At 72.9% G+C, this 14267-nt stretch carries 11 protein-coding genes; 5 read left to right on the plus strand and 6 right to left on the minus strand.

Annotated elements, in window-relative coordinates; genetic code table 11:
* Window positions 1-604: 604 nt before the first annotated feature.
* Window positions 605-1684, plus strand: coding sequence for a DnaJ-like cysteine-rich domain-containing protein (locus tag ACZ5Y0_RS20875; protein ID WP_469130173.1), 1080 nt, complete (start codon window positions 605-607; stop codon window positions 1682-1684).
* 177 nt (window positions 1685-1861) lie between these two features.
* Here ACZ5Y0_RS20875 and ACZ5Y0_RS20880 read toward each other — a convergent pair whose 3' ends face one another.
* The 6 genes from ACZ5Y0_RS20880 to ACZ5Y0_RS20905 form a co-directional block, all read right to left on the minus strand.
* On the minus strand, window positions 1862-3220 hold the full coding sequence (locus ACZ5Y0_RS20880) for a GH1 family beta-glucosidase (RefSeq protein WP_469130174.1): 1359 nt from the start codon (window positions 3218-3220) through the stop codon (window positions 1862-1864).
* A gap of 29 nt (window positions 3221-3249) precedes the next feature.
* On the minus strand, window positions 3250-4089 hold the full coding sequence (locus ACZ5Y0_RS20885) for a carbohydrate ABC transporter permease (protein WP_469130357.1): 840 nt from the start codon (window positions 4087-4089) through the stop codon (window positions 3250-3252).
* A 28-nt stretch (window positions 4090-4117) separates the two neighbouring features.
* The gene (locus tag ACZ5Y0_RS20890; protein ID WP_469130175.1) at window positions 4118-5107 is read right to left on the minus strand and encodes a carbohydrate ABC transporter permease; all 990 of its coding nucleotides are present in this window, start codon (window positions 5105-5107) and stop codon (window positions 4118-4120) included.
* A 5-nt stretch (window positions 5108-5112) separates the two neighbouring features.
* The gene (locus ACZ5Y0_RS20895; RefSeq protein WP_469130176.1) at window positions 5113-6432 is read right to left on the minus strand and encodes an ABC transporter substrate-binding protein; all 1320 of its coding nucleotides are present in this window, start codon (window positions 6430-6432) and stop codon (window positions 5113-5115) included.
* Window positions 6433-6657: 225 nt separating this feature from the next.
* Complete coding sequence (gene fusA / locus ACZ5Y0_RS20900) at window positions 6658-8703, minus strand: elongation factor G (protein ID WP_469130177.1); 2046 nt, start codon at window positions 8701-8703, stop codon at window positions 6658-6660.
* Between the two features lie 380 nt (window positions 8704-9083).
* Window positions 9084-9770 carry a nucleotidyltransferase domain-containing protein gene (locus tag ACZ5Y0_RS20905; RefSeq protein WP_469130178.1) on the minus strand — a complete coding sequence of 229 codons (687 nt, stop codon included), beginning with the start codon at window positions 9768-9770 and terminating at the stop codon, window positions 9084-9086.
* Window positions 9771-10249: 479 nt separating this feature from the next.
* On the opposite strand from ACZ5Y0_RS20905, the gene ACZ5Y0_RS20910 reads away from it, so the two are divergent.
* The 4 genes from ACZ5Y0_RS20910 to ACZ5Y0_RS20925 all read left to right on the plus strand — a co-directional run bounded on the left by ACZ5Y0_RS20910 (window position 10250) and on the right by ACZ5Y0_RS20925 (window position 14209).
* On the plus strand, window positions 10250-11125 hold the full coding sequence (locus ACZ5Y0_RS20910) for a hypothetical protein (protein ID WP_469130358.1): 876 nt from the start codon (window positions 10250-10252) through the stop codon (window positions 11123-11125).
* Window positions 11126-11296: 171 nt separating this feature from the next.
* Window positions 11297-12475 (plus strand): NAD(P)/FAD-dependent oxidoreductase, encoded by a 1179-nt coding sequence (locus tag ACZ5Y0_RS20915; protein WP_469130359.1) that lies wholly within the window; start codon window positions 11297-11299, stop codon window positions 12473-12475.
* Window positions 12472-12771: a (2Fe-2S)-binding protein gene (locus tag ACZ5Y0_RS20920; protein WP_469130179.1), complete on the plus strand. Its 300-nt coding sequence runs from the start codon at window positions 12472-12474 to the stop codon at window positions 12769-12771. Before ACZ5Y0_RS20915 ends, ACZ5Y0_RS20920 begins: the two co-directional genes overlap by 4 nt.
* Window positions 12764-14209, plus strand: a complete 1446-nt coding sequence (locus tag ACZ5Y0_RS20925) for an FAD-dependent oxidoreductase (protein WP_469130180.1) — start codon at window positions 12764-12766, stop codon at window positions 14207-14209. Before ACZ5Y0_RS20920 ends, ACZ5Y0_RS20925 begins: the two co-directional genes overlap by 8 nt.
* Window positions 14210-14267: the final 58 nt, after the last annotated feature.

Here is a 14267-nt window from a genome sequence, read left to right on the forward strand (position 1 = left end):
GTGGGGGGATTCGTCCACGGCGGGGTACCGGCCGAAGGCCCACGAGCCATGGCGCTCGGCGAGGCCCCGGGCGATCGAATTGGTCGACCACAGCCCTCGTGGCCGACGCGAGTCGGGGTCCGGAGGGGACACCACGTCACGCACCACGCCGAGTGCCTGGTCGGAGTCGAACGGATGCGTGGTCGGATCGACGTCCCGCCACGTCATCGATGTCGGGTACCACGGAACTGATGACTACTCCTGATACTCGGGCGGCGTGACCTCGATCCGAACGGCCATCACGCTGGGCGTGACCAGCAGCAGCCGCGCCACACGCTCCTGGTGACCGGACGCGTACAGCACGGCGGGGTCCGCCCGGCGGAATGCCCCAGCAGAGCCATGGGCTCCATCCTCAGGCGCTTGCGGCCGCGTGGCTCGTGGGTTCTCTGCACCGTCTCGGTGCGGTTCGCGGCCCCACGGCGCCATGGCGTCGTGGGGCGTCCCGGCCGCGCCCTTTCGCGCCCTTTCGCGGCGGGCCCGCCCGCGTCACACTGGTGCCGCTCGGCACCGGTCCCGCCCGTCTCACGGGCGGGAGGGGCGCGGCTCGGGGGGAGTGGGTTTCGGGGTGGCAGCAGACGATCCGTCCGACGACGAGGTGCGTGCGGCGCTCGACGCGTTCCTGGCGCGCGGCGGGAACAGGCGTCCCGGTCCGTCGCCCACGGACTTCGTCCTCACCCGCCTGCACCTCCTCGAGGGCACCGTCACCCGGCGCGTCGAGCGCCGCACGGAGGAGATACGGCACCGGCACGGCACCGTCGACCTCGCGGAACGGCCGCTCTACGACGTGCTGGGGGACTACAAGCTCGGCCCGCACGAGACGCCCCTCGACCAGCCGCTCGACCTGGTCAAGCGCGGCACGGTGCACCTCAGGTCCTGCGACTGCGGCAACGGACGGCGGCGATGTGCCGACTGCGACGGCATGAAGTACCGCCCGTGCGAGCCGGCCCGGGTGTGCGCCGTGTGCGAGGGGGTCACCGCGTGCACGCACCACCTCAAGCACGGCGGCCTGCCCGGCACTCCGCCCCGGCCGCCCAAGCAGGGTAGGGTCCACGGCCCCGACGAGCGGGTGACCTGCGAAGGCTGCCACACCCCCGACAGCGCGTGCCCCGGATGCCGGGGCTGGGGGAAGGTCAAGTGCCAGGAGTGCCAGGCGAGCGGGCGCATCCCCTGCAAGCCGTGCGGGCGTACGGGCACCGTCGAGTGCACCACCTGTGAGGGACACGGGAGCCTGACGTCCTGGACGGCGGGCCGGATCGAGTGGACCTCGCGGAACGAGAACGTGTCGCCCCCCGTCCCGCGGCCCCGGCGGGTGGCCTCGGAACTGGGCTCGGGCGGCTGGCACACGAACCGGCTGGACGCCGGCGATCCGCTTCCCGACGACCTCTCCCCCGACCACCGCGCGGCCCTCGCACCCCACCTGCGTCAGGCGAAGTCGGAGAAGGACCGTCAGGTCGTGCTCCGGCGGCTCACGGTCGTCAGGGCGACGCCGCCCGGCTCCGGAAACCTGGAGTTTTACGTCTTCCGGCGCACCGACGGAGGACTCAGCGTCCTGCGGCGGCTGTCGGAGGAGGGCCGGTGGAAGGCCTCCCTGGCCGTGACGACGGTCGTCGCCCTCGTCGTCCTCGTGCTCGTCCTGGTCCTCTGACCGGACCGCCCGCACGGGAAGCGTCCACCGCAGAGGCGAGACCGTGCGGACGGCGGCGGGACGCCGGCTGCGGACGGCGGGGGCGGGGCCGCGGGGCCGTGCCGACGGGGCGACCCGGCCCTTGCTCCTCGGCGTGTCCGCACCGGGGCCCGCTCACCCACACCCCCTCCTTGCGCGTCAGGCCGCCTTCGCCACCCCCTCCCGGTGCCTGCGGATGATGTCCGCGTAGTGGTGTCCGGTGCCCTTGATCGTGCGGGACTGGGTGCGGTAGTCGACGTGGACCAGACCGAACCGCTTGTCGTAGCCGTACGCCCACTCGAAGTTGTCCAGCAGTGACCAGGCGAAGTACCCGGCCAGCGGGGCCCCCTTGCGGGCGGCGGAGGCGCAGGCCGCGAGGTGCCCGGCGAGGTACGCCTGGCGCTCGGGGTCGTCGACCGTGCCGTCGGGGCGGACGACGTCCGGGTAGGCGGAACCGTTCTCCGTGACGTACAGGCGGCGGGCGCCGTACTCGTCGGTGAGGCGCAGCAGCAGTGCCTCGATGCCGCTCGGGTCGACCTCCCAGTCCATGCCGGTGCGCGGGACGCCGTCGCGGCGCACGGAGCGGGCGTAGGGGGCGGGCCCGTCCGGGTCGTCGGTGACGGTCGCCGGGAAGTAGTAGTTCAGGCCCAGCCAGTCGAGGGGTGCGGCGATCGTCTCCAGGTCGCCCGGCTGCTCGGGGAGTTCGACGCCGTAGACCTCGCGCATGTCGGCCGGGAAGCCGCGGCCGTGGACCGGGTCGAGCCACCAGCGGTTGGTGTGGCCGTCCACCCGGCGGGCGGCGGCGAGGTCCTCGGGCCGGTCGCTGGCGGGATGCACGGTGGAGAGGTTGTTGACGATGCCGACCTCGGCGCCGGGCGCGGCCGCCCGGATGGCCTGTACGGCGAGACCGTGGCCGAGGAGCAGGTGGTAGGAGGCGCGGACGGCGGCCGTCAGGTCGGTCAGGCCGGGGGCCATGGTGCCTTCGAGGTGGCCGATCCACGCCGAGCACAGCGGCTCGTTGAGGGTGGTCCAGTGGGAGACCCGGTCACCGAGCCGCCCGGCCACCGCCGACGCGTACGCGGCGAAGTGCTCGGCCGTGTCGCGTTCGGGCCAGCCGCCGCGGTCCTGGAGCACCTGCGGCAGGTCCCAGTGGTAGAGGGTGACGGACGGGGTGATGCCCGCGGCCAGCAGAGCGTCGACCAACTCGTCGTAGAACGCCAGGCCCTTGGGGTTGACCGGGCCGTCGCCGCCCGGCATCACGCGCGGCCAGGCGATCGACATCCGGTAGGCGTTGGTGCCGAGCCGGCGCATGAGAGCGATGTCCTCGCGCCAGCGGTGGTAGTGGTCGCAGGCGACGTCGCCGTGGTCGTCGCCGGCGATCTTTCCGGGGGTGTGCGAGAAGGTGTCCCAGATCGACGGCGAACGGCCGTCCTCCGCCACGGCTCCCTCGATCTGGTATGCCGAGGTGGCCGTGCCCCACAGAAAGTCGTGCGGGAGTGCGGCGAGGTCGATGGTCACAGAGGTCCTTTCGGGATCACGGAGGTTGGTCACTTCACCGCTCCTGCCGTCAGGCCGGCCACGAGGTAGCGCTGGAGGAGGAGGAAGCCGGCCACCACGGGCACGCTGACGACCAGCGAGGCGGCCATGATCTGGTTCCAGTACACGTCGTTGAGGGTCGAGTAGCCCTGGAGTCCGACGGCGAGGGTGCGGGTGGTGTCGTTGGTCATGACGGACGCGAACAGCACCTCGCCCCACGCCGTCATGAAGGCGTAGACGGCGACCGCGACGATGCCGGGGATCGCGGCCGGCACGACGATCCGGAACAGCGCCCCGAGCGGACCGCAGCCGTCCACCAGCGCCGCCTCGTCCAGATCGCGCGGCACCGAGTCGAAGTAGCCGATCAGCATCCAGATGGAGAAGGGCAGGGAGAAGGTGAGATACGTCAGGATCAGTCCGCCGCGCGAGCCGAACAGGGCGATGCCGGTGGCGTTGCCGATGTTGACGTAGAGGAGGAACAGCGGGAGGAGGAAGAGGATGCCGGGGAACATCTGCGTGGACAGCACGGTCACCGTGAACGTGCGTTTGCCGCGGAAGTCGTACCGGCTCACCGCGTAGGCGCTGAACACGGCGATCACCACCGAGCAGACCGTCGCCGCGCCCGCCACGATCAGCGAGTTCACGAAGTAGCCGGCGAGCGGGACGGTCGACCAGATGTCGATGTACGGCCGGATCGTCAGGTCGCTCGGCAGCCAGCGGAACGTGCCCGAGACGTCCGCGAGCGGCTTCAGGGAGCTGGAGACCATCACGTACACCGGCACCAGGACGAAACCGGCGAGCAGCGTGAGGAAGACGCGCCGCGACCACAGGAACGAACGCGGCGGGGCCATCGGCGAGTTGGGCAGTGCCCGGTGCGGATCAGGCATCGGCGGGCCTCCGTCCGCGCGAGGTGACGGCCAGGTACGCGCCGGTCACGATGAGCAGGAACAGCAGCAGCAGGACCGACATCGCGGAACCCGCGCCGAAGTTCCAGGTGACGAACGAGGCCTGGTAGATGTGGACCGAGACGAGGTCCGCGGCCTCCGGGGCGGCCTTGCCGAACAGGACGTAGGGCGTGTTGAAGTCGTTGAACGTCCACAGGAACAGCACCAGGACCAGGACCTGGTTGACGGCGCTCAGCGACGGCAGCGTGATCCTGCGGATCTGCTGCCACACGCCGGCGCCGTCCAGGGCGGCCGCCTCGTACAGCTCGCGCGGGATGTTCTGTAGGCCCGCCATCACGATGAGGAAGGCGAACGGCCAGCCCTTCCACACCGACACGGTGAGCAGTGCGTAGAAACTGTTGTCGCCGATCAGCCAGAACGACGGCTTGTCGGTGAGGTGGAGCTGGTCGTGCAGGACGTGGTTCACCAGGCCGTTGTCGTGCTGGAACATGAACACCCAGGTGATGACGGCCGCGTAGACCGGCAGCGCGTACGGCACCAGGAACAGGGCCCGCAGCAGTCCGCGGCCGCGGAAGGTGTCCTGCATGTAGATCGCCGCCGTCGTGCCGATCAGCCAGCACAGGCCCACCGACAGCAGGGTGAAGGCGACGGTGACGAGGAACGAGTGCAACAGGGCTTCGCCGACGGGGGCGTTGAAGTCGACGGACATCGAGTAGTTGTCGAGTCCGGCCCAGGGGGCGGTGCCCCAGTCGCGGATGTAGAACTGGGTGAGTTCCTTGAAGCTCATCACGATGCCGATGACCATCGGCACCAGGTGGACGAGGAGTTCGAGGATCAGGGCGGGCAGGAGCAGCAGGTAGGGCAGTCCGATACGGCGGATCCGCCCGGAGCGGCGGCGGGGGCCGTCCGCCGCTCCGGGGGAGTCCTTGCGCACGGTGGCCTGCTCGGTGACCGTGGTCGTCATCACGCTCACTTCGTCGGCATCTGCTGCTGGGCCTTCTCCAGGCGGGCCTTCACCGACGCGGTGGTGACCGCCCGTCCGGCGGCCGCGTCGGCGAACAGCTCCTTCACCGCCGTGCCGACCGCCGTCTCGAACTGCGACTCGTCGGCGACCTGCGGCAGCGGGGCGGCGCTCTTGGCGAGGGTGTCCTTCAGGACGGCGTTCGCGGGGGTGTTGAAGGCCGGGTCCGCCTGCGCCGAGGCGACCGGCGGGATCGAGCTGTAGGCCTTGTTGAGGACCTTCTGCTCCTCGTCGCTCGTCATGAACTTCACGAACTGCGTGGCGCCGTCGAGGTTGTCGGTGTTCTTGAAGACGGCCAGGTTGATGCCGGCCACCATCGAGTTGACCTGCGTGCCGGTGCCGGGGGTGCCGGACCGCACGGGCACGGGCGCGATGCCGTACTGGTCCTCGCCCATGCCCTGCGACTTGAGGTTGGCGGAGGCCGACTGCCAGAGCAGGAACGCCGTCTTGCCCTTGGCGAAGTCGCTGACGGACTGGTTCTGCGCGTACTCGGCGTTGCCCTGCGGGATCGCCTTGTCCTTCGCCATCAGGTCGACGTACTGCTTGACCGCGCTCACCGCGCCGTCGGAGGTGAAGTCGGGCTTGCCGTCGGCGGCGAAGAAGTCCGCGCCGTGCTGCTTGGCGAACGTGAAGACGTGGTGGACGTTCTCGGAGACGTTCGCGCCCTCGGCGCCCAGGACCTGCTTGCCCTTCGCCTGGATCTTCTTGCCGTCGGCGACCAACTGGTCCCAGGTCGCCGGGGGCTGGGAGATCCCCGCGTCGGCGAGGAGCTGCTTGTTGTAGTAGAGCGCGTACGCCATCGAGTACAGCGGCACGGCGGCCGGGTCCTTGCCCTGTGTGCCGGTGGAGCCGAGCGCCGACGCCACGAAGCGGTCCTTGCCGCCGATCTTGGCGAAGTTCGCCTCGTCCCAGGGCAGCAGCCCGCCGGTCGCCTGGAGCGAGGCCGACCAGGTGTTGCCGATGTTCAGGACGTCGGGGCCCTGCCCGGAGGTGGTGGCGGTGAGGATCCGGTTGAGCAGGTCGGACCAGGGCACGACCTCCAGCTTCACCTTGATCCCGGTCTCCTTCTCGAACTTGTCCAGCTCCGGCTGGAGGACCTTCTTGTCGATCTCTATGCTGGCGCCCTGGTTGGACGCCCAGTACGTCAGTTCCTTCGGCGAGTCGTCGGACCCGCTTCCGTCCGTCGACGAACCGCCGCCGCAGGCCGTCACGGCCAGGGCGAGTGACATCACGACGGCGCCTGCGGCCGCGGCTCGGATGGTACGCATGGGTCGGCTCCCGGGTCTGTCCTCATGGCTTAATTTAGGACGTGAGTTAAACCCCGGAAGAGAAGCCACGTCAAGAGTTTCGACGAGGGTCGTGCAACTCGGGTGCGGTTTCGTGGCCGCTTTCGTCGCAGCCTCCGTCCCCCTCCCGCCGACGCCTTCTCCTCCCCTCGCGGCGAGGCCGTCGTGCGTACGCCCCGGAGGGGTGAACCCCGGGGCGTACGGGTCCTACGGTGTCGCCGTCAGCGCCGGCGCCGGGGCGTACCCCGTCGGGCGGGCCGTGAAGGTGCCTCGGCCCTGGGTGCGGCTGCGCAGCCGGGTGACGTACCCGAACAGTTCCGCGAGCGGCACGGTGGCGGTCACCACGGCCGCGCCGCCGCGCACCTCGGACCCGGTCACCCGGCCGCGCCGGGCGGCGAGGTCGCCGAGGACCCCGCCCACGGCCTCCTCGGGCACGGTGACGGTCACGTCCACCACCGGTTCCAGCAACACCATGGCGCAGGCCCGCAGCGCCTCGCGGAGGCCGAGCCGGCCCGCCGTGCGGAAGGCCGTCTCGGAGGAGTCCTTCACGTGCGTCGAACCGTCGGTCAGCGTGACCCGCAGGCCGGTCACCGCGTGCCCGCCGAGGGGACCCTCGGCGAGGGCGTCCCGGCAGCCCGCCTCGACGGCACGGACGTATTCCTGCGGAATCCGCCCGCCGACCACGGCCGACCGGAAGTCGAACCCGTCGTCCAGTGGTTCGACATCGAGCACGACGTGCGCGAACTGGCCCGCGCCGCCGTCCTGTTTGACGTGCCGGAAGACCAGTTGGGACACGCCGCGACCCACCGTCTCGCGGTAGGTGACGCGCGGCCGGCCGACGTTGACCTCCAGCCCGAGGGTGAGGCGGATCTTCTCCACCGCCACCTCCAGGTGCAGCTCACCCATCCCCGAGAGCACGGTCTGCCCGGTCTCGGGGTCGGTGCGCACCGTGAGCGACGGGTCCTCCTCGGCCAGCCGGGCGAGCGCCGAGGCCAGCCGGTCGGCGTCGGTGCCGCGGCGTGGCTCGACCGCCACCGAGACGACGGGATCGGCCACCCCCGGCGGCTCGAGGACCAGCGGGGCGTCCGGCGCGCACAGGGTCGAGCCGGCGCGGGCCGCCTTCAGCCCGATCACGGCCACGATGTCCCCGGCGACCGCCCTATCCAGCTGGGAATGCCGGTCGGCCTGGACCCGCAGGATCCGGCCGACGCGCTCGCCGCGGCCGGCGGTCGCGTCCCACACCGCGTCCCCCTTCCCGATCGTCCCGGAGTACACCCGCAGGTAGGTGAGCCTGCCGGTGGGCGTGGCGTTGACCTTGAACGCGAGGGCCGCGAACGGTGCGGCGGGGTCGGCCGGCCGTCGCTCGTCGACACCGTCGTGCACACCGCATACAGCCGGAACGTCCAGTGGCGACGGCAGATAGGCGACCACGGCGTCGAGCAACGGCTCGATCCCGCGGTTGCGGTAGGCCGAGCCGCACAGCACGACCACACCGTCGCCGGTGCGGGTCAGGTCGCGCAGTGCCGCGGCGAGCGTCCCGGCCGAGACCGTCTCCCGGTCGCAGAACTCCTCCAGTGCGGCCGGATGCCGTTCCGCCACCGCCTCCTCGAGCAGCCGGCGGCGCCGCACCGCCTCCTCGCGCAGCTCCTGGGGCACGGGCCGCTCCACGGCCGCATCGGCGCCGTCGGCCCAGGTCGACGCCCGCATCCGGAGCAGGTCGACGACGCCGGTGAAGGCCTCCTGCGTCCCGATCGGCAGCTGGACGACGAGCGGGACGGGGTGCAGCCGCTCCCGGATCGACGCCACGGCCGTGTCGAGGTCGGCGCCCGTCCGGTCCATCTTGTTGACGAACGCGATCCTCGGCACGCCGTGCCGGTCGGCCTGCCGCCACACGGACTCGCTCTGGGGCTCCACACCCGCGACGGCGTCGAACACCGCGACCGCCCCGTCCAGCACCCGCAGCGAGCGCTCCACCTCGTCGGCGAAGTCGACGTGCCCGGGGGTGTCGATCAGGTTGAGGCGGTGGCCGTGCCAGTCGCAGCTGACGGCCGCGGCGAAGATGGTGATCCCACGGTCGCGCTCCTGGGGGTCGAAGTCGGTGACGGTCGTGCCGTCGTGGACCTCACCGCGCTTGTGGGTGGTCCCGGTGGCGAAGAGGATCCGTTCCGTGACGGTGGTCTTGCCCGCGTCGACGTGGGCGAGGATGCCCAGGTTGCGTACGGCGGCGAGGTGACGGTCGAGGTTGTTGCGCACGGCCCGTGGCCTTTCGAGGTGTGTCTCGGGAAAGGGGCGGCGCGATTTCCGACGGGCCGGCAGCCGACATGACGACGGAGCCGCCACCACAGCGGGAAGCCGCCGGGTCGGCTCGGTCGCAAGGGCCGAGGTCTCGTCAGACCATCCGGTGCCGGCCGCGCCGCGGGCACCGGACGGCCAAGGACACGAGGATCACCTCGTAGCGGGCACGGGGAGCGGTGGCAGTGGTGTGGTCGCGCATGGCCGGCTCCCCTCGTTCGTCGCGGTGCGGCGCGGCCCCGTTCGTGGGCGGCGCTCGGTGGAGTGAGTGTAGGGACGATCGGCCGTGCCCGGCACGCGTTTTTCCCGCAGGGTCGGGAAACGCCGGCTCGGCCGGCCGCTCAGGACGTGTAGAAGTGCCGCCGCACCTTCCGCAGCCATGCCTCGGCGGCGCTCTTGTCGGGCTGCTCGGGCAGCACGCTGCGCGCCTCGTCGAACGCCGCCTCGTAACGGCGCAGCAGCGGAAGCGCCGTCCCGGGGTCGTCCGCGACCTGCTCGCCGAAGCGGTGGAAGCTCTCCGGGTCGTCCACGCGGATGCTCAACGTCCCTGTGGTGTACAGCTCGTAGCCCTGCCCGCACAGCCGCTTGAGGTGGCGGGCGTGCTTGGCGGTCCGCTTGCGCGTGTCCGCCGAGAACGAACCGTCGCCACGGCTGAGCAGCCTGCGGAACTGCTGGGCGGCGTAACCGAGGTAGGCGTCCCGGACGCGCCGGGCGCTCAGGAACGTCGTACGGATGCCGACGAGTTCGTCACCGAGCGGGGTGCGCGTCTCGTACAACTCGTCCGGCAGCCAGACGAGTTCGGTGACGGTGGGGTTGCCGCCGAGTGCCAGCCGGCACCATTTGGCGGCCTCGTGCAGGGTCCGGTCCGGCGCCGTGCCGACGTGGGACTCCTTCGGCGGGTGCAGGCCGTGCAGCTCCTCGGTGGGCGCCGCGAACAGGCCGAGGCGATCCACGTCGGACCCGGCGTGCGCGAGCCCGTAGGCGGTCGAGCCGACCACGCCGGAAAGCAGGATGTTCTGGACGGTCACGGACTCCCCCTGTGGTGATCGGCCGGCGCCGCGAAGGTGGCGGAGTCGTCATGATGCCCCGGCGACCGGCCCGGCCACCTCGGGTTTTCCGGCCGGCCCGGGGTCCCGGCTGCCGTACTCCCACCGCACGCCCACCGCAGTCCCGCTCGCGCGCGTCGCCGCCGCACCCCCGCCCTCCCCGCGCGTCCCCGCCGCACCCCCGGCGTGCCCGCTCACCCGTATGACCCCCTGCACTGGTCGCGCGGGCGGGCCGGTGGTGCGGTGGAGGCAAGGGGGAGCCGCCCGGGCACACGTGCGCCGGGAACCCGTCCCGTCCTCAGGAGGCATACGTGATCACCCCTCGCCCGACCGGCCGCCCGTCCCGCACGGCGAAGACGGCCGCCGCGCCGGACCCGGCCGCGCCCCGTACGGCCACACCCGTCACGGCCGTACCTCGCGCGGCGGGCCGTCGGGTCCTCGCGGCCCGCCCCGCCCGAGTCCTGGCCGCCGCGCTGGCCACCGGGACGCTGCTCGCGACGGCGGCCTGCTCCAGCGGGGACGACGGTGCGGCGGCCGACTCGGAGACCGCCGCCACCGTCGCCGAGCGGCCCGTGGCCGCGCGGACCACCGCCGCCACGCCGTCGGTCAGCGCCAGCAAGTCGGCCGCCGCCACGCCGTCGGTCAGCACCAGCAAGTCGGCCGCCGCCACCCCGTCGCCGGCCACCACCCTCTCGGAGAGCGGCGCCCGGAACGCCCTGATCACCGCGGCGGACATCGAGGACAACTGGGTCCAGGTGAAGGACCCGCAGACCTGGCGCGACAAGCTGGTCATCGGGCAGGTGGACACGGCCCAGTTCCTCACGGGGAAGGCCGAGGCGGCCGACTGCCAGCGGCTGATCGACGCGCTCTACGACGAGACCCTGCTCGGCACCCCGTCCGGGGCGTCGGCGCTGAACGGCTTCCAGGAGGGCGACTCCCGGCTGCTGTACCAGGTCGCCGCCTACCAGAAGGCCGCGCTCGACAAGTCGATGGACTGGCTCGAGAAGCTGCCCGAGACCTGCGACCAGTTCACCCTGACCGGCGGCGCCGGCGGCGAGCGGACCGTCCAGGTGGTGGAGGCCTCGCTGCCCGAGGAGGGCGACGCACGGCAGGGCCTCACCGTGACCGTGCAGGGCACCGCGAACGGCGACCCGGTGACGCTCACCCTGAGCGTCGCCGTCGTCCGGGTCGGCGACGACGCGATCACCGTCACCAACGGCGGGCTCGGCGGCGCCGACGGGGACACCACCAAGTCCGCGGTGGAGCAGGGCACCAAGCGGCTCAAGGAGGTTCAGGCCGGCCGTACGCCGACGCCGACGCCGAGCAACCTCGACTGAGCGACCCCACCCCGACCTCACGGCATCGACCGACCCGGAGCGCCCTGTCAGCCAGAACCGGCCGGCTGAACGGGAGCGCTCCGTCGGCCTGTTCCCCTCCAGGGCGCCATGTGACATATTACTGGCGTGACCAACCAACCGTCCTGTGACGTCGTGGTCGTCGGCGCCGGCATGGTCGGCGCCGCCTGCGCGCTGTACGCGGCGCGCGCCGGGCTGGACGTCGTCGTGGTGGACCGCGGTCCGGTGGCGGGCGGCACGACGGGGGCCGGCGAGGGCAACCTCCTCGTCTCCGACAAGGGGCCGGGACCGGAGCTGCAACTGGCTTTGCTGTCCCTTCGGTTGTGGGGTGAGATCGCCGGCGGGAACCGACGGGCGGAGGACGACCGGCCACCCGCCCGACAGCTCGGCAGCGACATCGACGGCCATTGCGTCGACGGCAGCGACATCGAGTACGAACCCAAGGGCGGCCTCGTCGTCGCCTCCACGTCAGAGGCGCTCACCGCCCTCACGGAGCTGGCTGCCGGACAGCGGGCCGCCGGCGTCGAGACCGTCGCCGTCGGTGCGGACCGACTCCGCGAGCTGGAGCCGCACTTGGCTCCAGGCCTCGCGGGCGGTGTCCTGTATCCCCAGGACGCCCAGGTCATGCCCGCTCTGGCCGCCGCGCGCCTGCTGCGCGCCTCGGGCGCCCGGGTGGAGAGCGGCCGTACGGTGACCGGGGTGCTGCGCGGTGCCGACGGGGCCGTGCGGGGCGTGCGGACCGACCGGGGCGACCTCCTCGCGCCGGCCGTGGTGAACGCGGCCGGCGCCTGGGGCGCGGAGGTCGCCGCACTCGCGGGCGTCTCGCTGCCGGTTCTGCCACGTCGCGGATTCGTCCTGGTCACGGAGCCGTTGCCGCGCCGGGTACGGCACAAGGTGTACGCCGCCGACTATGTGGCCGACGTCGCCAGCGGTTCCGCGGCCCTCCAGACCTCGCCGGTCGTCGAGGGAACGGCCGCCGGTCCGGTGCTGATCGGCGCGAGCCGGGAACGGGTCGGGTTCGACCGGTCGTTCTCCCTGCCCGTCGTCCGGGCGCTGGCGGCGGGCGCGACCCGTCTGTTCCCGTTCCTGGAGCAGGTCCGGGCGATGCGCGCGTATCTCGGCTTCCGCCCTTACCTGCCGGACCACCTGCCGGCGATCGGCCCCGACCCGCGGGCGCCGGGCCTGTTCCACGCCTGCGGGCACGAGGGGGCGGGCATCGGGCTCGCGACCGGCACCGGGCTTCTGATCGCGCAGACGCTGACCGGGAGGACCCCCGAGATGGACCTCACCCCGTTCCGTCCCGACCGCTTCCCCGAGGAGAGCGCGCCGTGAACCCCCTGGAACTGGCCGGGGCCCGCCCCGGCACGCCGTTCACCGTCACGTTCGACGGCCGGGAGATCGAGGCACTGCCGGGTAGGACGGTCGCCGCCGTGCTGTGGTCGGCGGGCATCACCGCCTGGCGCACCACCCGCGAAGGGGGGCGCCCGCGGGGGGTGTTCTGCGGGATCGGCGTCTGCTTCGACTGCCTGGTGACCGTGGACGGCCGGCCCGACCAGCGCGCCTGCCTGGTGCCCGCCACGCCGGGTGCCGACATCCGTACGCAGGAAGGGACGGGCCACGATGGCTGAACGACGGCAGGTGCTCGCGGTGATCGGTGCCGGTCCGGCGGGCCTCGCCGCCGCCCTGGCGGCCGCCGCTTGTGGTGTGCGCGTGGTGCTCGTCGACTCTGCCGCCGAGCCGGGCGGTCAGTTCTACCGTCAGCCCGCCCCCGGCCTCGGCGCCCACCGCCCGCAGGCCCTGCACCACCAGTGGCGGACCTGGGAACGTCTGCGCGACGGGCTCGCCACCCACCTCGCGGCCGGACGCGTCACGCACCTGGGCGACCACCATGTGTGGGCCGTGGAGCGGGAGTCGGGCGGCTTCGTCGTGCACGCGCTGCTCGGCCCCGCACAGCGCGAGGCGGCGTCGGTACGCGCCGCCGGGGTGGTGCTGGCGACCGGCGGTTACGAGAAGGTGCTGCCCTTCCCCGGCTGGACCCTGCCCGGCGTGATCACCGCGGGCGGCGCCCAGGCCCTGCTCAAGGGCGGGCTGACCCTGCCCGGCCGCACCGTGGTGGTCGCCGGCACGGGCCCGCTGCTGCTCCCCGTGGCGACCGGCCTCGCGACGGCGGGCGCCCACGTCACGGCCCTGGTCGAGTCGGCCGACCCGAACGCTCTCGTACGTCTGTCCGCTGACCCTGGGCACGTCGTACGCCGCGCCCGCGCCCTGGCCGCGCGGCCGGAGAAGCTGGCCGAGGCCCTCGGCCACGTTGCCCGACTCCTGCGCCACCGGGTCTCCCTGAGGATGCGCCACGCGGTCGTGGAGGCGCACGGGCGGGACCGGCTGGAGTCGGTCACCGTCGCCGCGCTCGACCCGGAAGGCCACCCGGTGCCGGGTTCCGCACGGCGGCTGGTCTGCGACACCCTCGCCGTCGGCCACGGCCTGCTGCCGCACACCGACCTCGCGGAAGGACTCGGCTGCCGCCTGGACGGGGCGGGCGTGCACACCGACGACGAGCAGCGCACCGACGTCCCCGGCGTGTGGGCCGCCGGTGAGGCGACGGGCATCGGCGGCGCGGCACTGGCGCTCGCCGAGGGCCACATCGCCGGCCGCTCCGCCGCCGCCCGCCTGCGTGGCACGGCACCCGACCCGGGCGGCTGGGCTCGGGCCGCCCGGTCCCGGACCCGGCTGCGGGCGTTCTTCGCCGAACTGGAGCGGCTGTACGCGGCACCCGTGCGGTGGGCGGAGGAGGTGACCGACGCCACCGTGGTGTGCCGGTGCGAGGAGGTCAGCGCGGGTGCCGTCCGCGAGGCCGTCGGCTCGCTGGGCGCCGGCGACCTGCGCACCGTGAAGCTGCTGACCCGGGCCGGGATGGGCTGGTGCCAGGGCAGGATGTGCGAGCCGGGTGTCGCGGGCGTCGCGGGCTGCGACCTCGCCCCCGGCCGACGGTCGCTCGCCCGTCCCGTCCCCCTCGGCGTCCTGGCCGCGCCGCCCCCGCCGGACGCCGGCTCGACACCGCCGCGGTGACACCGCTCCCGCCCGAACGCGGGAACGATCCGGGCCCGGTGAGCCCTTGCCCGTCACC

The organism is Streptomyces sp. NPDC033216, assembly GCF_055577115.1.